Below are 17,529 nucleotides of genomic sequence, written 5' to 3' on the forward strand. Positions count from 1 at the left end.
CTGCGAGAGCACTGCCCACCGAGTTGGCTCATGCACGAGTTCCCCGAGCGAAGTGCGGCTGTGCCGCATCCGGGATATTGGCGCGCATCTGGGCGTAGACCTCGTCGAGGAGGCCGAGCTCCGTGTCCGTCAACGCGGCCCCGAGGCAGCGGAAGCTCTCGGACACCTGCACCTCGTTGCGGAAGCCGACAACGACAGCGCAATGGTCAGCTCGCTGAAGGCATGACCGCAGGGCCAACCGGGGCAGCGTGCCAGGGGCATCACCGAAATACTCGCGCAGTAGCTGGAGCCCGGAGTCGATCGCTTCCACGATTCGCGGCGTGAACGCTGTTCTCGTCGTGCGCCGGCCATAACGATCGAGCCGGGCCTCGGTGCGGGGGACGGTCTTCCCTGTGAGGAAGCCGTGTGCGAGCGGCGCAGCAAGGATCACCCCCGTTCCCCTGCGTGCGGTGAACGTGAACAGGTCCTCACCGTCGATGGAAATCGCCGGGGTGAGAGCGTTGAAGCGGGTCCAGATGACGTCTGGCCTGATCAGGTGGAACAAGTGCAAGAATCGCTCGGACTGGGCAGCGCGCTCCGCGGGTGAGGCCCCATAGCTCGCATAGGGGCCCCGCATGCCGATCGCTTTGGTCAACCCCAGCTGGCGCAGCGTGCGCATCTGCTCGATTGCCGTGTCCAGATATCGGTCATCAGGCCCGAAGTCGAACGAGTCGAGGATGTATACGTCAAGCTCTTCGATGTAGAGGTTTTCGAGGGTCTGCTGGAACTGGTGGTGGATGTGACGGTCGGCGTATGGGTGGGGAGCCGAGCCCCGTAACCTGCCGACCTTGCTGCTGACCTGGAGCGTTGCAGCCGGTTGTTCCCTCAGTAGTTGACCGACCACGCGTTCGGAGTGCCCCTGCCCGTAGGCGTCGGCGGTGTCCACGAGCGTGGCACCGTGCTCCACTGCACGCCGAAGCCCGTGGAGGTAGCGCTCGTCGTTCGGCAGTTGGCCGTTGAGCTCGGGCGTTTGTTCGTCGGCGGATGCACCGATCGCGCCGCAGTTCACCCCCAGGGGGTGGACGTAGAGACCCCGGCCGAGGTGACGAGGCGCCAGGTCGGGCACGGCCATCAGCAATCACCGCCGGACAGGACGAAGATCGCTACGACCACCTTGCCGTCGCCGACTCTTCTCACTGTCCAATCGGTCGCGAGGACCGTCACGAGAAACATCCCGCGCCCTCCTTCGCGCACGCTGTCGGGGGCCGTCGGCGGGCTGAGGGGGCCGGCCGGGATGGCAGTGATGTCCTGGCCGAGATCAGCGACCTCGACGCTCGCACCGTGTTCATAGAGCCCAAGGGCGAGCGACACCGGGCCAGCAGTGTGCTGGAGGGCATTGCCGACGAGTTCGTCGGCTACGAGGACCGCGTCATCGACCTCTTCCGGACCGCCCCGGCCAACCAATGCGTTGCGCACCTTCTTGCGGGCGACGCTCTGGGGTGTGGTCTGGCCAGCGAGGTCGACTTCCAGTCGGCCGACCAGCTCTCCGAGTCGTCGGTCATGGATCTCGGCAGTTGTCGGGGACACCCTCAGCTCCTCGCGCTTGAGACGCCGTACGGCGCGGACCGGAACGGCCCAAGCCCAACGGTGGCGTACGACGGGTGGCACCGGTACGCCAGAACGCTGCCACTTCTCTGCCACTTCTCCCGGATTCCCCCATGCGCGAGACCGGAGAATCCGGATATTCCGCCAACATTTTCTGAAATCGGTTGCCGAGGCACATCCGAATGGCGACGCTCGCCGCTCAGCGCGCACCACGCATCACGATGGCCGTGCGGCAGCACCTGACCAGGGCGAAGCTCTGTCGTCGCGCAATTCGCGGCGATGTCCCTCTTCTCGATCCGACGCGTGTAGGGGGCGGCCCCCTCGCCATACGGTGCGAGGTCACACGCCGCCTGCCTTGCGGTTGAGGTTCTCATTTGTCAAGCCACTTCGGGGAAGTGGCTTCGAAGTGGCTCAGGAATGGCCACGCCACCCATCAGCTGGCCACTCCCTGAGGGGTAGTTTGTCCACATCATGCCGTTTGTTACACCGGAAGCTGCCCCGCGGGACATCACAGCCGACTCGGCGCCGTTAAAAGTGGCAAAGAAGTGGCACAGAAGTGGCGTCGTTTCGGCGTACCGCTGCCACGGAAAAGCAGCAAGGCTATGTGTCAGCGCAACAGTCTTTCTCCAGCCGCGTTGGCTGATGGGTGTCCAAGCGGCACGTCCGAGAAGTATGGGTTTACCCAACTGCGTCAGCATCGCCAGTCATGTCCAACACGAGTCACAACGCCGAAGGCACCTGATGCACAGCGTCCTATGCCTCTCTCGTCAGCCCGTCGGCGGGCAAACGCTTCGATCGACAGACCGCACCCACGTTTCACCGAACCGGGCCAGGGGCGCTACTCCTTGGCCTCTCCCCTGTCGCTCTCATGCTTCTGCCGCCCTGTTCCCGCCTGAAGACGAATTGAACGACGCTCCCCCCTACCCCCCGTCAGCGGCCACAACATCACGGCCTGGAAGGAGTCATGACCATGGCGTTGATGCCCCGTCACGGGTGGTTTCCCTGGTTGGACGGCGAGGTGGCCCGGCTCTCCGGCGACGTCGTGGAGACCGCGGTCGCAGTGGGGTTGTACGCGCTGGACGGTCTGCGGGACGCCGGGGTCCCCGTCGGCCCGGTGCGGCTGTGCAGCCCGCATGGCACGCTGCAGATCTACGTTCCGCTGGGGACCCGATATCGCTGGTGTGCGGCGCATTTCGTGTGCCACGGCGGACGGAGTTGTCCTGTTTCCGGAGCTCCGTCGAACTGGGTCGGCTCCTCCTGCCATCCGGTGTTCCTCCAACCGCATTCGAATGCGCCGGAAACCACGGACCCTGACGCGCTCTACACGCACCTGTACGCCGTGCGGAGCCGGATGCGAGCGGGGGAGCATCCGGCCGTCGGCAGGCCGGCGTCGGCCGAACATCGAACCGGGCGGCATACCGAGGCCCCGCCTCGCCACGACCGGTGGTCTGCGGACACGGCGTCCCTCCGCCCGCCGCACCTGCAGACCATCTTCTAGCCCCTTCCCACCCGTGGCAGGGCAGGCATGCCGTCGCCTGCTGGCCGCGGTGAGGAGGGTGAGGCGCCAGGGGACGCGCCTCGCGGCCGTCGTGACGGGCCAGCCAGGTCCCTCCCGTTCACGACGGCCGCTTCACCGCTAGTCCGTTCCACCGCCAGCAGGAGAAACAGCATATGTCCGACAATGCGATCACCGTCGCCGCGTTCACCCTCGGCGAGCAGGCCTGCAGCGACCCAGACCGGCGGCTGCCGCTCTACCGGTGCCTGCAGAAGGTCAACCCGCACCTGCTGTTCGGGTACCGCATGCACGGTATCGACGCGCGTCATTACAGGGTGCGATACGAGATGGAGCGCAAACTGGGGATGCGCAGTTGGCTCGCCGATGGCGGAACCGCCGTCTTCGCCGACATGGATGTCTTCGCCCCGCAGGGCGAAGGGAAATCCGTTGCTGATGCGTTCGGGCCGCCCCCCACGGCGGTGGTCCTCCAGCTGGGCGACGCCGGTCCGGCCTCGACCCCGGTTTTCGCGGTCGCCGGCCTTCTCTCCCACGCATCCGGTCGGCGCAGCGTCCAAGCCAGTCACCTGGCGGCGTACCACCACCAAATGGTCACGCTCCCGAGCTCGCTGGATTCTCCGGGTTCCGGTGCTTCGGTCGGCGCGCTCATGGTGGGCGGCCTGCGCATCGAACGGCTCCCTCTGCGCGGCGCTCACGTGCCGTCCTCACCGACCGCGGTACAGGTCGTCGGCACCATGCCTCCGGTGCTGGATGTCGCGAACCTGCAAAAACAGCTCGGGGCGGAGGCCGGGGCCGTACTCGGGAGCGGGCCTTCGGGCGCCGCGACCTGGTTTTGCAGCAGCCCCGAACTGCTGTCCGCCTGGGGTGATACCGAGATCGTCGATACCGAGGGTGCCTGTCCCGAGCCGCTGCTCGTGGCGCGGTTGCACCGTGACACCTTGTCATCGCGCCTCCTGCGTCTCGCCGGCCGGGCCGCCTGATGTCCGAAAGCGCGCCGCGCGTTGTCGCCGTCCCCGGCGAATCGGCGAGGCCGTCTCCTGCCGGATGCCCCGGTGTGGCCGTCGGCGGTCCCCCGGGCGCGGATCCGCCGACGGCCGTCCGGTCGTCCCGGCGGGGCGGTGTGCGGGGGTCCAGCGGTGATGTTTCGGGTTCAGCTGGTACTGCTGCTGGGGCTCTGCGTCGGAGTGCTGATCCGCAGGGGCCTGCTGAAGGCCCTGCACGCCGCGGGGTGCATCCTGCTCGGCTTCTTGCTGGCCGGCACTTCGCTGGCACCGGGGCTCACCAGCCTTGTGCGGTCGCTGATCGCGGTGGTCGCCTCGGTCCGCTTCTAGACCGGCCGCCGGGGCGAGGGGACGCCCGGTCCGTACGGCACCCCCCGATGCCTACGGCACGGGCCCTCGCCCCGGCGGCCTCCCGCTCCCGCTTTCGTTGTCCTGTTCCTGTTGCTGCTCTGAGGTGCCGATGACCACCCCTCGTCCGGCTGCGCCCGGCCATTCCCGTCGCCGTCCGGGACCTCCGGGCGGCTTGGCCCGCATTGTGGTGACCGTGGTGGCGTTGGTCCTGACCGGCAGCGTTGCGCTACTGCTCGCCCTGGACTTCGCCTCGCCACGAATACTGAAACTGGCGCAGTGGGGTGTCGCGGCTGCCGCTGTCCTGGTGCTGCTGGGGTTAGCCGGTGCGGCCGAGGCGCGGGCGGCCCGCGAACATCGGCGCTGGCAGGAGGAGCGCTGGCGCTCGGCGCACTGGGGCGAGGAGGTCGAGGCGCTGCGGGACGAGGTGCGCCGGGTGGCCGAGAAGTTGGTGCCCTGGGTGCTGGAGCGGCTGGATGACCGGGCGTCGGCGGAGACGATCTTGGTGCAGCTGGGTGAGCCGGGGGCGTTGCCCAAGGACCCGGTGGTGCGCGAGGTAGCCGAGACCGTGGTGCGGGTGCTGCATCAGGAGCGGCGCCGGTACAACGCCGCGGTGCAGGTGCAGCAGGAGTGCGCCGCCCGAGGCCAGGCGGCCGTCACCGACCTGCTCGCCGAGGTCTTCGCGCGCAAACAGCCGTACTGGGCCAAGCCCGACAGTTCCGGCAGCGAGGAGATGGTCTCCGCCGATGCGGTGCGCACCGACTTCTTCGCGATCGAGGCGCGGCTGTCGGCCATGCAGTTGCTCTCACAGCGGCAGCTTGCCCTGTGCGGCGCGCGCCGGATCGGTCGGCCGTGGCAGCAGCCGGTGGAGCTGGACCGGCTGGTACGGACGGCCATGGGCGCCACCGAGGGTCATCAGCGCGTCGTGCGCAGCTCCCAGTTGCCGGTGGCGGTGGTGAGTCCGGTGGTGAACACCGTGATCCACGTGCTGTCGGAGGTCATCGCCAACGCGGTGCGCTACAGCCCGCCGACCACCCAGGTGCACGTCAGCGCCGAGGACGTGCCGGCGGGGCTGATGGTCCACGTCGACGACAGCGGCCTGACGATGACGCAGGAGACGCTGGCGCTGGCGCGCCGTACGGTTGATCTGCACGAGCCGCTGGACTGGAGTGCGCTGTCGGGGAACCGGCTGGGGCTGGCGGCCGCGCGGCTGTCGGCGGCGCGCTACGGCTTGTCGATCGCGTTCGGTGTGTCGCCCGCCCTGGGTACGCGCGTGGCGGTCTTCATCCCCCGCCTGTACCTCACCCGCCCGCCCGGTCAGGTGCCCGCGGCGCCGGTGTCCCTGACCCGGCGGCATGCCGGCTCCCCGCTCGCCATCGCGCCCGCTGCCCGGAAAGACGGCCCGCTGTCCCTTCCCGCCGCGCCCAAGGAACCGCTGCGGACCGGGCCTTCGGGGCTGCCCATGCGTCCGCGCAGAACGCGAGCCCTCGATCACCAGCCTCGGGAGAGTTCTCCCGAGGCGGCCGTGCAGCGTTCCGCCGAGGAGACCGGGCGCCGTCTGTCCGGGTTCCGTCAGGCCGCCCGTGGCCTGCCGTCTGCCCCCACCCCTCCCCCTTCCTCTTCTGATGTTTCGGAGACCCGTGATGAGCAACCGTGACCTGTCATGGCTGATGGATCAGCTGCGCGATGAGACGGCGGGCGTGCTGCACGTGCTCCTGCTCGCCGAGGACGGCCTCCGGAGCGCCAAGGACCAGACCCTGGGCGTGGACAGCGCTGACAAGATGGCGGCCATCTGCTCCGGGATGGCCAACCTCGGCGCCGGTGCTGGCGACGAGCTGGACGGGGGCGCGCTCCGGTCGGTGGTCGTGGATCTGGAACGGAAACAGTTGGTGATCATGGCCGCCGGCAGGGGGAGCGTCCTGGGTGTGCTGGCCGAAGCCGACGCGGATCTCGCGCTGGTCGCGACGGCCATGGTGCAGATGATCGAGCGCCTGGCGGATCACCTGGGTGTCGCCCCTCGGGCAGCGCAGTCGCCCGCGTCATGACGGCGCAGGACGTCCCGGATCCCTGGTTCGTCACGCTGGGCGGACGCACCCGGGGCGAGCACGACCTGGACATGGCGTCCCTCATCGTCACCGAGCGCACCGAGGTGGCCGGGCTCGGCCTGGAAGAGGCCCGTGTCATCGGCATGTGCACGACGCCGCTGTCGGTGATGGAGATCGCCTCCTACCTCGGGCTGCCGCTCGGCTTCGTGTCGGTCCTGCTCTCCACTCTGATCGACCAGGGCAGGATCACCGTCCGCCGCTCCCAGTTTCCCACCGCCCCTACGACGAAGGGCAGTTCGCAGAGCCGGCCGATGCCGGAGCAGCAGCTGCTGGAAAGGGTCCTCGTTGGTCTCCGCAAGCTGTGAGAGCCCACGCCCGCCGCTGCTCCACACGGCCGATACGGGGCTGAAGATAGTGATCACCGGTGGCTTCGGCGTCGGGAAGACGACGATGGTCCGAGCGGTCAGTGAGATCGAGCCGCTCAGCACCGAGGCGGAGATGACCGAGGCCAGTGTCGGTGTGGACGACCTGGCCAGAACGCCGGAGAAGACCGCAACGACGGTCGCCTTCGACTTCGGCCGCATCACCCTCGACGCCGAGCTGGTGCTCTATCTGTTCGGCGCGCCCGGCCAGAAGCGGTTCCAGTCCCTGTGGGAGCGCATGTCCCGCGGGGCGCTGGGCGCGGTCGTGCTCGTCGATACCCGTCAGCTCGACGACTCGTTTCCCTTCCTGGGCATGCTGGAAAACAAAGGGGTGCCGTTCGTCGTGGCCCATAACGTCTTCGGCGACGAGGACCGGCACCACGAACTCCAGGACATCCGTCACGCGCTGGGTCTGGACGGCCAGGTGCCCGTGATGCGCTGCAACGCGCGTTGCCGTGACTCCGTCGTCCAGGTACTGGTCCATCTGGTCATGTACCTGATGGGCCAGGTCCTCGACGGGCAGGGAGGCGGGCAGTGAGCGAGACCTCCTCTCCCTCGGCCGTCGCGCTCGTCGAGATCCCGGACACCCACCGCGACGCGGTGCTGCTGGGCGATACCGCCTACCGCAGCGACCCCGCTGCGGTCTTCCGTAGCCTGCGCCACCGGCATGGGCCGGTCGCCCCGGTCCTGCTCGACGGCGGCGTCCCGGTCTGGCTGGTGCTCGGCCACCGCGAGATCCAGCACATCACCAGCGACAGCACCGTCTTCGCCCGCCGTTCGGACCGGTGGCGCCTCGCCCCCCATCTGCCGCCCGAGTGGCCGCTGTGGCCGATGGTCGGCGGCGGGGTGGCCGGCGACTCCCTCCTGTATACCGAGGGCGAGGCGCACCAGCGACGAGCGAGCGCGATGAGCGCTGCCCTGCGCGGTGTCGACCACATCGAATTCCGGGCCCGCTGCGGGGATTTCGGCGAGCATCTGGTCAACACGTTCGCCGCGGCGGGCGAGGCCGAGCTGATGTCCGCGTACGCGCTGCCGTTGCCGGCCATGGCCACGGGCTGGGCCCTGGGCGTCGACCCGGAGGACATCCCCGAGCTGGTCGAGGCGTTCCTCGTCATGCTCGCCGGCGGCCCGGACGCCGCCGCCGGTCAGCAGCGGGGCCGCACGGTCATCACCGACCTGGTGCAGCGGGTCCGCGTCCGCCCCGGCGCGAACGTCGCCTCCCGCCTGGCCGCCGACCCGGCCGCGCTGAGCGACAGCCAGCTCGTCGAGGACCTGCTGGTGGCCATCATCGCGGCCCACCAGACAACGGCCTACTGGATGGGCAACGCCGCCCGGCTGATGCTGACTGCTACGCCGTTCACCGACACGTTCTCGCGCGGGCGCCTGCCGGTGGGCACCGCCCTGCACGAGGTGCTGTGGGACGACACGCCCACCCAGGTCTTCGCCGGCCGCTGGACCACGTGCTCCGTCCCCCTCGGCGACTACCTCATCCCGGAAGGCGACCTGGTCCTGCTGGGCCTGGCCGCGGCCAACACCGACCCGCACATCCGCCCCGACCCGGCCGCCGGCGTGTGCGGAAACCGGTCCTACCTGTCCTACTCGCACGGCCCGCACGGCTGCCCGATGCCGGCCCGCGACCTCGCCGAGACCATCGCCACCACCGGCATCGAGATTCTCCTCGACCGGCTGCCCGACCTGCACCTGGCCTGCAAGCCCGACCAGCTGCGCTGGCAGCCCATGGTGTGGATGCGCGGTCTGGCCGCCTTGCCCGTGCAGTTCACGCCCACCTCACCCGCCACTCGTATCCCGGGAGGATCCCTGTGGACCTGACCTCATCCCACGAAACCGCCCCGCCCAGCGGCGTCCCGTCGCTGGACCGACCCGTCCTCCACCTCGATCCGGGCGACGACCTGCACCGTGACGCGGCGATCATGCGCGCGGCAGGGCCCGTCGTCGCCGTCGAGCTGCCGGGCGGCATACGGGCCTGGGCCGTCACCCACAACTACACCGCCCGCCAGGTCCTGCGCGATAGCGCCACGTTCCGCAAGGAGTCCTCGTACTGGAGGGCGCTGCAGGACGGCGAGGTGCCGGCGGACTGGCCGCTGATGGCGCTGGCCGCGCCCGCCGGCCGCAGCATGATCACCGTTGACGGCGCGGACCATGCCGCCCTGCGCGGCCCGCTGGCCACCGTCTTCACGGAAAAGCGGATCCGCGCCCTGCGGCCGGAGATCGAAGCGCTCACCAGCCGCTACCTCGACCAGCTCGCCGACACCGCCGCCGCCTCAGAAGGGGTGGCCGACTTCCGCGAGATCCTCGCCTGGCCGCTGCCGATGACCGTCATCGGCCACATGCTGGGCGTGCCCGACCAGGCCCACGGCGAACTCAGGGCCCTCTACGACGTGTTCTTCGACGACACCCAGGACCCCACGTCCGCGGTGGCCGGCATCCAGCACTTCATCGCCCGCCTGGTCGAGGAGAAACGGCGCGAGCACGGCCCCGGCCTCATCAGCGATCTGCTCCGCCTGCCCGAAGGGCAAGGGTTCACCACCGAGGAACTCGTCGCCACGGTGCAGGTCCTCATCGCCGCCGGCCACGAGACGACCGTCCACCTCCTGGTCAACGGCGTCCTGGCCCTGACCTCCCACCCCGGCCAACTCGCCCTCCTCCAGCAGAGCAAGGTCACCTGGGAACGCGCCGTCGAGGAGATCCTGCGTTTCGAGCCGCCCACCGCGAACTTCCTCTTCCGGTTCGCCGTCGAGGACACCAGCGTTGAGGGTGTCCGGATCCGCAAGGGCGATCCGGTCCTGGTCTCCTACATCGCCATGGGCCGTGACCCGCGCCGCTTCGGCCCGCAGGCCGGCGAGTTCGTCATCGAGCGCCTTGGCAGCCACACCAGCTTCGGTCACGGCCCGCACGTGTGCATCGGCGCCCCGCTGGCCCGCCTCGAAGGGCGCATCGTCCTCCAGCAGCTCTTCGAACGCTGGCCCCGCCTCACGGTGGCAGCGGACGCCCCCCGCTCCCCCTCCGTCCTCATGAATTCCCGCACCCACCTGAACCTGCGGCTGTGGGGTGATGCGGCGTAACCCCGGACCTTTTCTCGCCGCGCTGACGCGGGACAGCGCAATTCCCGGAACGATTTCCGCGACACGACCCGGCCGCCGACAGTGAGGCGGAGCCGCCATTTCGCCATGCCCTCAGTCGGACATCCACTAAAGAGAAACCCCGACTTGCCTCCGCCAGGAAGCTGCGGTATCAATTTGCAGCGGGCCGATTTCGCGGACAATCACTCCGAAGCGACCCCGCCTCCCCAAGCCCCCATTTCACCTCCGGAGAGAATCCCCTTCTTCGCTGACGACCACAGCGAAGACCCGGCTCCCAGTCCAGCGCCGACGGCGGCGCTGGACTGACGGCACGGGGCGTGTGGCGCGTACGGGGGTCGCGCCCACACCCGGCCTGAACGCATCTCACCAGCAGAGTCACGCGGCCAGGCCCACCAGACTCCCTCTCTTGTTTCCCGCATGGCAGGAGAGGGCCCCGCCCCGCAGGAAGGTGATCGCCGGAATTCTTCCGGCGGGGCGGCCGCAAAAACCTCCCCACGCTCTCCTGCCGCAAGAGAGCGCGGGGAGGGCACGGAGAGAACTCCACGACTCCGAACTGAAACACGGCAGACGCCGCACTAGGCCAGCACGCAATGGCGAATAACTCTTTCCGCTTTCCGCACGCCGGCGGCCGCACAGAACCCTTCCCTATCCGAAAGGCGCGGCAGCGAAAAGCATTCCCTTTCCGGTCTCGCACAGCAAAATGCTGCCGCCTGTACCGCCCGCCCCCATCCCGCGAGCCACAACGGACCGACCATGACCGTGACCAGCACCCGCCCCGGGTCCAGCACCGCCCCTGCCGCCGACGCCCCGAAAGCGACGGCCGCCCGATACCTGTGGCGCAGCGGCGACTTCACCGCCCTCGCGACCGGGCAAGCCGCCAGCGTCGCCGGCAGTGCGGTGAGCGCGGTGGCGATACCGCTCACCGCGGTCACGGTGCTCGACGCATCGGTCGGGCAGACGGCCTTGCTGGCAGCCTGCCAGCAGTTGCCGCCCCTGGTGGTCAGCCTGCCCGCCGGAGCGCTGATCGACCGGATGCGCCGGCGTCCGGTCATGATCGGCAGTGATCTGGTGAGCGCCGCGGCGACAGCCTCCATCCCGGCGGCGGCCGCCGTCGACTGGCTCACTATGTGGTGGCTGTACACGGCGGCCTTGGTGGTCGGCACGATGCGCGTCACCAGCAGGGCGGCCACTCTCGCCTACCTGGCCACACTGCTGGAGCCGTCCCGGCTGATGGACGGCACGAGCCAGATGGTCCGGGCCGCCGGCGTCGCCCAGCTCGGCGGGTCCACGCTGGCCGGCGTGCTCATCGGCGTCTTCGGCGCGGCCCGCACGATCCTGCTGGACGCCGCCTCCTATCTGGTCAGCGCCGCGTGCACGGCCCGCATCCGCACGCCGGAGCCGCCGCCCGCCCCACGCGTGCCCGGCAGCACGGTGCGGCGGGAGGTGTGCGCAGGGCTCCGGTATGTCCGGCGGGATCCGATCGGGTGGCCGGTGCTCAGCACCAACGCGATCACCTGCGGAGTCGTCGCGGGCCAGCAGGCGGTCCTGGCCCTCTACCTGATCCGCGGCCTGGGCTGGGACGGCACGACGGTCGGCCTGATCCTGGCCGCCAGCGGCGCCGGCGGCGTGCTCGGCGCGGTCCTCGCCCCCGGCTGCGAGCGACGGTTCGGACCGGCCCGCACCATGATCGCCGCGCTCCTGATCGCCCCCCTCAGCCAGGTCCCCCTGATCCTGAGCGGGCCCGGCCTCGCCGGGCAGATCACCATCGCCCTCGCGCTCGCCACCGAATCGGCCGCGGCCGCGGTCGGCGGCCTGACCCAGCAGACCGTACGGATGGCCGTCTGCGCGCCCGCGATGCACGGCCGGATGCACACCGTCGGCCAGCTGCTGTGCGCGGGGCCCGCGCCGGTGGCGGCGCTCCTGGCCGGGGCCGTCGCCACCACTCTCGGCCTGCGGGCCACGCTGATCCTGTGCGCGGTCCTCCTCCTCGCACCGCCGGTGCGGCTGGCCGCCTCGCCCCTGCGCCGCCTGCATCGCCTCCCCGAGCCGGCCCGGCACGGCCACGACGGCGATCACGGCCCGTCTCCGGCATCTGCCCGCGGGCGACGCCCGGCTCTGACCGCGCGGGGGGCCGAGCAGCGATGATCCGCGCCGTGTTCGAGTGGGGAGTGGTGCCCGCAGGGTGCCTGGCGGCGTGCCTGTCGGCGCGCCGGAACCACAAGGCCGTCACGAAGCCCCCGCGCAGCGGACCGACGACGTTCGTGCGCGAATTCTTCCTGGGCTGCGCCCTGTTCCCGCTGGCCTGCCTCGCGCTGATTTCGCTGCTCCTGCTGGAGGCGCGGCTGGCGGGCGGCGTCACCCGCAGGCCGGCTGTTCCAGCGCAGGCGCGGACCAGCCCCGTCCCCGACCCCCTCGCGTCCCACGAGCGGGGCGGGCCGCCCGTCCTGTGTGCCAGGGACGGGTTCCGCGCTCCGCCTCCCGTTCGCCCTCCGTCCTGACGAATTCCCGCGCTGTCTGAACCTGCGGCTGGCCGCCCCTTCACCCACCGCCCCTTCGATCACGGGAGCCTGAGATGTCCCAACTCGCCCAACCCGCCGACCCCTCGGTGATGGTCTTGCCGCCCCCGGCGCGCTCCGGTGCTGTCCGGGCGTCCAGGAGGGAGCCCACCGCAGCGCATGACCGGATCGAGGATTACGCGCTCATCGGCGATATGCGGACCACCGCCCTGATCAGCCGGGGTGGCAGCGCCGACTGGCTGTGCCTGCCCCGGTTCGACACCCCCGCCGTCTTCGCGGGACTGCTGGGCACCGAGGAGCACGGCTTCTGGCGCATCGGCCCCGACCACGCGCCCAGAACCCCGCCGCCGCCGGCCGACCGACGCCGCTACAGAGGGGACTCGCTCGTCCTGGAATCCGAGTGGGACACCCCCCACGGCACGGTCCGGGTGATCGATTTCATGCCGCCCGACGGCGATGCCCCGCGGCTCATCCGGATCGTGGAAGGCGTCAGCGGACGGGTGCCGATGCGCTCGACGCTGCGCCCACGCTTCGACTACGGCCTCACCACGCCGGTGGTGCACCCGGCCCCCACCGGCCGTACGCTGATCTGCTCCGGGGCGGACTCGCTCTGGCTGGACGCGGCCGCCGAACCCCGCACCGAAGACGCCACCGTTGTCACGGACTTCACCCTCGGGCCGGGTGAGGAGGTCGCCTTCGCCCTCAGCTGGGCCCGCTCCCACCACGCACCTCCGGAGCGGCCGGATGCGCAGGCCGCGCGGGAGGCCACCGAGGCGTTCTGGAGGCGATGGGCCCGGCAGTGCATCTACGACGGCCCGGACCGGGAGGCCGTCGTCCGCTCACTGATCACCCTTAAGGCGCTGACCTACGACCTGACCGGCGCCAGCGTCGCGGCGCCCACCACTTCGCTGCCCGAGACCATCGGCGGCTCCCGCAACTGGGACTACCGCTACACCTGGCTGCGGGATTCGGCGCTCACGGCCGCCGCCCTGCTGCGCGCCGGCTACCACAGCGATGCCCGCGCCTGGCAGGAGTGGCTAGTACGCACGGCGGACGGCGCCCCCGAGGACCTGCAGATCATGTACGGCGTCGAGGGCGAGCGGGAGCTCGGCGAGGCCGTGCTGCCGTGGCTGCCCGGGTACGAGGACTCGGGGCCGGTGCGGATCGGCAACGGCGCGGCCGGCCAGCTCCAGCTGGACGTCTACGGCGAGGTCGCCGACGTCCTCCACCTCGCCCGTCAGCTCGGCACGGACGCGGTCGAAGGCGCCCGCGACCTCCAGGTGAAGCTGGTCCGATACCTGGAGAACCACTGGATGGAGCCGGACGAGGGCATCTGGGAGGTCCGCGGTGAGCGCCGGCACTTCGTGCACTCGAAGGTGATGGCCTGGGTGGCGGTCGACCGGACCATCAAGCTCATCGAATCGGGTGATGCGGACGGCCCGCTGGCCAAGTGGCGCGAGCTGCGCGAGGCCATCCACCACGAGGTGTGCGAGAAGGGGTTCGACCAGGAGCGGAACACCTTCACGCAGTCGTACGGGTCGACGGAGCTGGACGCGTCCTTGCTGCTCATCCCGCAGACGGGGTTCCTGCCGCCGGACGACAAGCGGGTCATCGGGACCATCGAGGCGATCCAGCGGGAGCTGTCCACCCAGGACGGCTTCGTGCTGCGCTACCCGACGAGCGGCGACGACGCGGGCGTGGACGGGCTGGAAGGTGACGAAGGGGCGTTCCTGATCTGTTCGTTCTGGCTCGTCGACGCCCTTGCGATGATCGGCCGTCTCGACGAGGCGCGCACGCTGTTCGGCAAGCTGCTCTCGCTCCGCAACGACCTCGGGCTGCTCGCCGAGGAGTGGGACCCCCGCCTCCAGCGCCAAGTGGGTAACTTCCCGCAGGCGTTCAGCCATAGCGGGCTGGTCACCAGTGCCACCATCCTCGCGTCCTTGGGCGGCGGACGCCCGTATGCGGCTGTGGGATCCCAGATCCCGTGTCCTTTTCCCACCAGTGATGTCCACCGCGTGGCCAAGAGGCCACGGGGACGGGAATCCGCAGGTGAATCGCCTCTGCCCGAGCCAGAAGCGGTGCCGCGGCGGGGGACGTGGACACGTTCACGGGACGACGACCAGTGGACATCGGGTGGGACGAGCACGAAACCTGCTGGTCAGAGCAAGGCCAGTGGACAGCCCGACGCGGAACCTACAGCGGTGCCGTTCCCCCGCGTCGTCAGCCAGCGGCAACCGTCCGGGGCCGCGACGGAGGCCGCGAGCAATGTCCCGGCCCCGGACAGCACCGCTGGGCGGGACTTGTGACCCCGCATGTTCCCCTGCTGGTTCCGGTGCTCTCGGGGAGCATCGCCTGGCTGGCGCCCGTCCTGCGCGCCGTCCTCACGCCCCGCGTGGCCAGCACCCTGATACCCGCCGAGTCGTACGCCACCTTTCACGACGGCCCCGCCCCGACCCCGTCCCACCAGCGTCACGGCCCGGATAGCTCCGCGGACCCGCCCGTCCCGGACCCCGTGCTCGCGACGGAGGAACAACGGTGACCGCTCCACGACGGGTCAGGGCACCGCCCCGGCCGCACGACGCCCAGATCACTCCCGCTCACGTAAGGAAGTTCCTTGACCCTGCAACTCCTGACTCCCGTTCCGCGGACTCCGGATTCGGCCGAGGTGCCCCTCGCCCTGACCCTGGTGGCCATCCCGGCGGTACCCCCCGCGCTCGCCCCCGGTATCGAGGAAGGCGACCGCTACGACGAGGCCCGCCAGATCACGCTCGACGCCAGCGGCGTACCGCTGGCCACCTACCGTTCCGCCCACACCACCGTCATCTCGTTCACCGGTGGCTCCATGGGACCGGTGGAGCGGGAAGACCCCATCAGCACGGTCGGGGCCTGGTGGTAGACGTCCTCACGGTGCAGGCCGGGCGTCCGCGCCCGGTCTGCGTCGTCACCACGCAAGGAGATCTCACCGCTGACCGCGTCATCCTGCACCTGGCTGACCGGGAGGTGCCCGTCATCCGGTTCGACCTCGCCGACTTTCCCGATCGTCTCCGTCTGAACGCCGTCTTCGACGGGGCTCGGTGGGCCGGCACGCTCGGCGCCCTCGGACATGCTGTAGAGCTGACGGAGATCGGCTCGGTGTTCTGGTGGCACCCTGAACCCGTCCGCGCCGCGCACACCCTGCCCGCGGCCGCGGCCGAGTGGGTCAGTCGCGAGTCGACCGCGGGCCTGGCCGGGGTGCTGGCGTCCCTGGACTGCCTGCACGTCAACCATCCCGCCGCCACCAGCGCCGCCCAGAACAAGCCGGACACCCTGGCAACAGCAGCACGCTGCGGCCTGTCGGTGCCCCCGACCTGGGTCGGCAACACGCCGGCCGAAGCCCGGGGCTTCGAGGCCGCCGCCCCGGACGGGGTGGTGTGCAAGTCGCTGGTCTCCCCCCACGTCGACCACGGCGACGGCCACCACACCATCCTCTACACCCGCCCGCTCACCGCGGACCAGCTCGGGCCCTCACTGGCCCTGATGGCCCACCAGCTGCAGCACACCATCCGCAAGGAGACCGAGGTCCGCCTCATAGCCGTCGGAGAGCACCTCTTCGCCGGCCGCATCAGCGGAGCGAAAGGCGACTTCCGCGCCAACTACGGCTCGCTCACATACGACCACATCGACGTCCCCGACCCGGTCCGCGCGGGGGTGCATGCCCTCCTGGACCACTACGACCTCGTCTACGCCGCGCTCGATCTGCTGATCGACGCCGAGGGCCGCTGGTGGTTCGTCGATCTCAATCCGGCCGGCATGTACGGCTGGATCGAACAGCACCTGGACCTGTCGATCTCCGGCGCCCTCGCCGATCTGCTCCAGCGACCCGCCCTCTCAGCCCGTCCACGCCATCAGCCCGCCGCCTCCCCGCAGACGGCACCGCACCCGAGGAAATGATGTTCGCCGCAACACTGACATCCGCTGAGAAGCGCGCCCTTGAACCGTACGCCCGCGGGGACACCCCTCAGGAGACAGCCCGCAAGCTGGGCTGCCGTCCCACGACGATCGACAAACACCTGAGCACCGTCGTGACCAAATTCTCCGTGCCCACCCGGGCGGCAGCGCTGCACGCCGCCTACTGCACCGGGCAGCTCACTCCGCCCGAACCTCCCTCAGACGTCTCGTTCACCGACGAGCAGCGGGAACGGCTGCTGCGCGTGGCGCGCGGCGAGGCAAAGGCGCCGCCCGTCGCCGACCTGCTGGAACTGACGCGCGCCCGTACCCTCGGTCACCTCATCGCGATCGGGCATGCGCTCGGCGAACTCCACGACCCGCAGGCTCCGGTCCGGGGTGCCGCATGACGCCCCCGTTGCGCAACCGTCGTGCAACTGCCCGCGCCTACCGTGACGTCGCTGGCCTGGCCGCCGTGGCCGCCGGAGCCTCCGCCTACGGAAGTTGCCTGATGCTCGTCCGCCTGTTCGGCGCCGACCCGGGAACCTGGGCTGCGGGCGAGGACCTGCTGGGAGTCGCTTGCACCGTGGGCGGCGGGCTCTGGCTCATCGTGCTGATCGCTCTCCGGGCCGGGAAGGCTGCCGGCCGCCGGCACCTGCTGCTGGCCCTGGCCGTCGGGGCGCTCACCACCGTGGACCTGGCCGACCGGACGGGACTCACCGCACGGACCAGCTCCGTCATCCCGTGGAATCTCGCGACGACCATCCTGCTCGTGTGGCTCGTACGCGAGGTCGTGCACCGGCACGGGATCACCCTGCCCGTGCCCCGCCTCCGCGCAGGCCGGGCACGGTCCGGCCGCGGATTCCTGCACGCCTGCGCGGTGAGCGTCTCGGCCGTAGCCCTGTACGTCGTGACCGGTTTCGTGATGCTCCTGCTGCTGATCTACGCATCCGGACCCGTCCTGCACGACGACCAGTTGAGCGTCATGGGCCTGGACTCCCCGCTGCTCCAGATCACCAAGATGCTGTGGAGTTCGGTCACCGAGGAGCTGGTGCTCACCGGAGCCGTCGTGCTC

At 70.3% G+C, this 17,529-nt stretch carries 18 protein-coding genes and 1 pseudogene; 17 read left to right on the forward strand and 2 right to left on the reverse strand.

Features of this window, described 5'->3' with window-relative positions:
- Positions 1 to 28 precede the first annotated feature (28 nt).
- On the reverse strand, positions 29 to 1,111 hold the full coding sequence (locus ACFU99_RS03485; RefSeq protein ID WP_384385096.1) for an aldo/keto reductase: 1,083 nt from the start codon (positions 1,109 to 1,111) through the stop codon (positions 29 to 31).
- Positions 1,111 to 1,566, reverse strand: coding sequence for an ATP-binding protein (locus ACFU99_RS03490; protein ID WP_384385099.1), 456 nt, complete (start codon positions 1,564 to 1,566; stop codon positions 1,111 to 1,113). The genes ACFU99_RS03485 and ACFU99_RS03490 overlap by 1 nt, the downstream gene beginning before the upstream one ends.
- A 982-nt stretch (positions 1,567 to 2,548) precedes the next feature.
- Between ACFU99_RS03490 and ACFU99_RS03495 the strand changes: the two genes are divergently transcribed.
- The 17 genes and pseudogenes from ACFU99_RS03495 to ACFU99_RS03575 form a co-directional block, all read left to right on the forward strand.
- Positions 2,549 to 3,082: a hypothetical protein gene (locus tag ACFU99_RS03495; RefSeq protein WP_384385101.1), complete on the forward strand. Its 534-nt coding sequence runs from the start codon at positions 2,549 to 2,551 to the stop codon at positions 3,080 to 3,082.
- Between the two features lie 173 nt (positions 3,083 to 3,255).
- A complete protein-coding gene (locus ACFU99_RS03500) occupies positions 3,256 to 4,077 on the forward strand; it encodes a hypothetical protein (protein ID WP_384385103.1) in 822 nt (273 codons plus the stop codon).
- 159 nt (positions 4,078 to 4,236) lie between these two features.
- Positions 4,237 to 4,428: a DUF2304 domain-containing protein gene (locus ACFU99_RS03505; protein ID WP_384385105.1), complete on the forward strand. Its 192-nt coding sequence runs from the start codon at positions 4,237 to 4,239 to the stop codon at positions 4,426 to 4,428.
- A gap of 193 nt (positions 4,429 to 4,621) precedes the next feature.
- The gene (locus ACFU99_RS03510; protein WP_384385107.1) at positions 4,622 to 6,103 is read left to right on the forward strand and encodes an ATP-binding protein; all 1,482 of its coding nucleotides are present in this window, start codon (positions 4,622 to 4,624) and stop codon (positions 6,101 to 6,103) included.
- Entirely contained in the window at positions 6,090 to 6,491 is a 402-nt protein-coding gene (locus ACFU99_RS03515; protein ID WP_384385110.1) for a roadblock/LC7 domain-containing protein, read from the forward strand. Before ACFU99_RS03510 ends, ACFU99_RS03515 begins: the two co-directional genes overlap by 14 nt.
- Positions 6,488 to 6,856 (forward strand): DUF742 domain-containing protein, encoded by a 369-nt coding sequence (locus ACFU99_RS03520; RefSeq protein WP_384385113.1) that lies wholly within the window; start codon positions 6,488 to 6,490, stop codon positions 6,854 to 6,856. The genes ACFU99_RS03515 and ACFU99_RS03520 overlap by 4 nt, the downstream gene beginning before the upstream one ends.
- Positions 6,837 to 7,451: an ATP/GTP-binding protein gene (locus ACFU99_RS03525; protein ID WP_384385116.1), complete on the forward strand. Its 615-nt coding sequence runs from the start codon at positions 6,837 to 6,839 to the stop codon at positions 7,449 to 7,451. Before ACFU99_RS03520 ends, ACFU99_RS03525 begins: the two co-directional genes overlap by 20 nt.
- Entirely contained in the window at positions 7,448 to 8,743 is a 1,296-nt protein-coding gene (locus tag ACFU99_RS03530) for a cytochrome P450 (RefSeq protein WP_384385119.1), read from the forward strand. The genes ACFU99_RS03525 and ACFU99_RS03530 overlap by 4 nt, the downstream gene beginning before the upstream one ends.
- Positions 8,734 to 9,996 (forward strand): cytochrome P450, encoded by a 1,263-nt coding sequence (locus tag ACFU99_RS03535; protein ID WP_384385122.1) that lies wholly within the window; start codon positions 8,734 to 8,736, stop codon positions 9,994 to 9,996. Before ACFU99_RS03530 ends, ACFU99_RS03535 begins: the two co-directional genes overlap by 10 nt.
- Positions 9,997 to 10,767: 771 nt before the next feature.
- Positions 10,768 to 12,159 carry an MFS transporter gene (locus ACFU99_RS03540; RefSeq protein WP_384385124.1) on the forward strand — a complete coding sequence of 464 codons (1,392 nt, stop codon included), beginning with the start codon at positions 10,768 to 10,770 and terminating at the stop codon, positions 12,157 to 12,159.
- 8 nt (positions 12,160 to 12,167) lie between these two features.
- Positions 12,168 to 12,512, forward strand: coding sequence for a hypothetical protein (locus ACFU99_RS03545; protein WP_384385127.1), 345 nt, complete (start codon positions 12,168 to 12,170; stop codon positions 12,510 to 12,512).
- 185 nt (positions 12,513 to 12,697) lie between these two features.
- Positions 12,698 to 14,476, forward strand: a pseudogene (locus tag ACFU99_RS03550) (glycoside hydrolase family 15 protein); the annotation flags it as partial.
- A 356-nt stretch (positions 14,477 to 14,832) separates the two neighbouring features.
- Positions 14,833 to 15,069 carry a hypothetical protein gene (locus tag ACFU99_RS03555; RefSeq protein WP_384385130.1) on the forward strand — a complete coding sequence of 79 codons (237 nt, stop codon included), beginning with the start codon at positions 14,833 to 14,835 and terminating at the stop codon, positions 15,067 to 15,069.
- 75 nt (positions 15,070 to 15,144) lie between these two features.
- A complete protein-coding gene (locus ACFU99_RS03560; RefSeq protein WP_384385133.1) occupies positions 15,145 to 15,426 on the forward strand; it encodes a hypothetical protein in 282 nt (93 codons plus the stop codon).
- On the forward strand, positions 15,420 to 16,460 hold the full coding sequence (locus ACFU99_RS03565) for an MvdC/MvdD family ATP grasp protein (protein ID WP_384385135.1): 1,041 nt from the start codon (positions 15,420 to 15,422) through the stop codon (positions 16,458 to 16,460). Before ACFU99_RS03560 ends, ACFU99_RS03565 begins: the two co-directional genes overlap by 7 nt.
- Positions 16,460 to 16,864, forward strand: a complete 405-nt coding sequence (locus tag ACFU99_RS03570) for a LuxR C-terminal-related transcriptional regulator (protein ID WP_384385137.1) — start codon at positions 16,460 to 16,462, stop codon at positions 16,862 to 16,864. The genes ACFU99_RS03565 and ACFU99_RS03570 overlap by 1 nt, the downstream gene beginning before the upstream one ends.
- A 101-nt stretch (positions 16,865 to 16,965) precedes the next feature.
- On the forward strand, positions 16,966 to 17,529 hold a 564-nt coding region (locus tag ACFU99_RS03575), incomplete at its 3' end, for a hypothetical protein (protein ID WP_384385139.1).

The organism is Streptomyces sp. NPDC057654, assembly GCF_042800135.1.
In the GTDB taxonomy this organism is placed as follows: Bacteria; Actinomycetota; Actinomycetes; order Streptomycetales; family Streptomycetaceae; genus Streptomyces.

Coding starts and splice junctions, on each gene's coding strand:
- ACFU99_RS03505 (WP_384385105.1), top strand. CDS start 4,237: ATGTTTCGGGTTCAGCTGGTACTGCTGCTGGGGCTCTGCGTCGGAGTG.
- ACFU99_RS03540 (WP_384385124.1), top strand. CDS start 10,768: ATGACCGTGACCAGCACCCGCCCCGGGTCCAGCACCGCCCCTGCCGCC.
- ACFU99_RS03485 (WP_384385096.1), bottom strand. CDS start 1,111: ATGGCCGTGCCCGACCTGGCGCCTCGTCACCTCGGCCGGGGTCTCTAC.
- ACFU99_RS03515 (WP_384385110.1), top strand. CDS start 6,090: ATGAGCAACCGTGACCTGTCATGGCTGATGGATCAGCTGCGCGATGAG.
- ACFU99_RS03570 (WP_384385137.1), top strand. CDS start 16,460: ATGTTCGCCGCAACACTGACATCCGCTGAGAAGCGCGCCCTTGAACCG.
- ACFU99_RS03495 (WP_384385101.1), top strand. CDS start 2,549: ATGACCATGGCGTTGATGCCCCGTCACGGGTGGTTTCCCTGGTTGGAC.
- ACFU99_RS03520 (WP_384385113.1), top strand. CDS start 6,488: ATGACGGCGCAGGACGTCCCGGATCCCTGGTTCGTCACGCTGGGCGGA.
- ACFU99_RS03500 (WP_384385103.1), top strand. CDS start 3,256: ATGTCCGACAATGCGATCACCGTCGCCGCGTTCACCCTCGGCGAGCAG.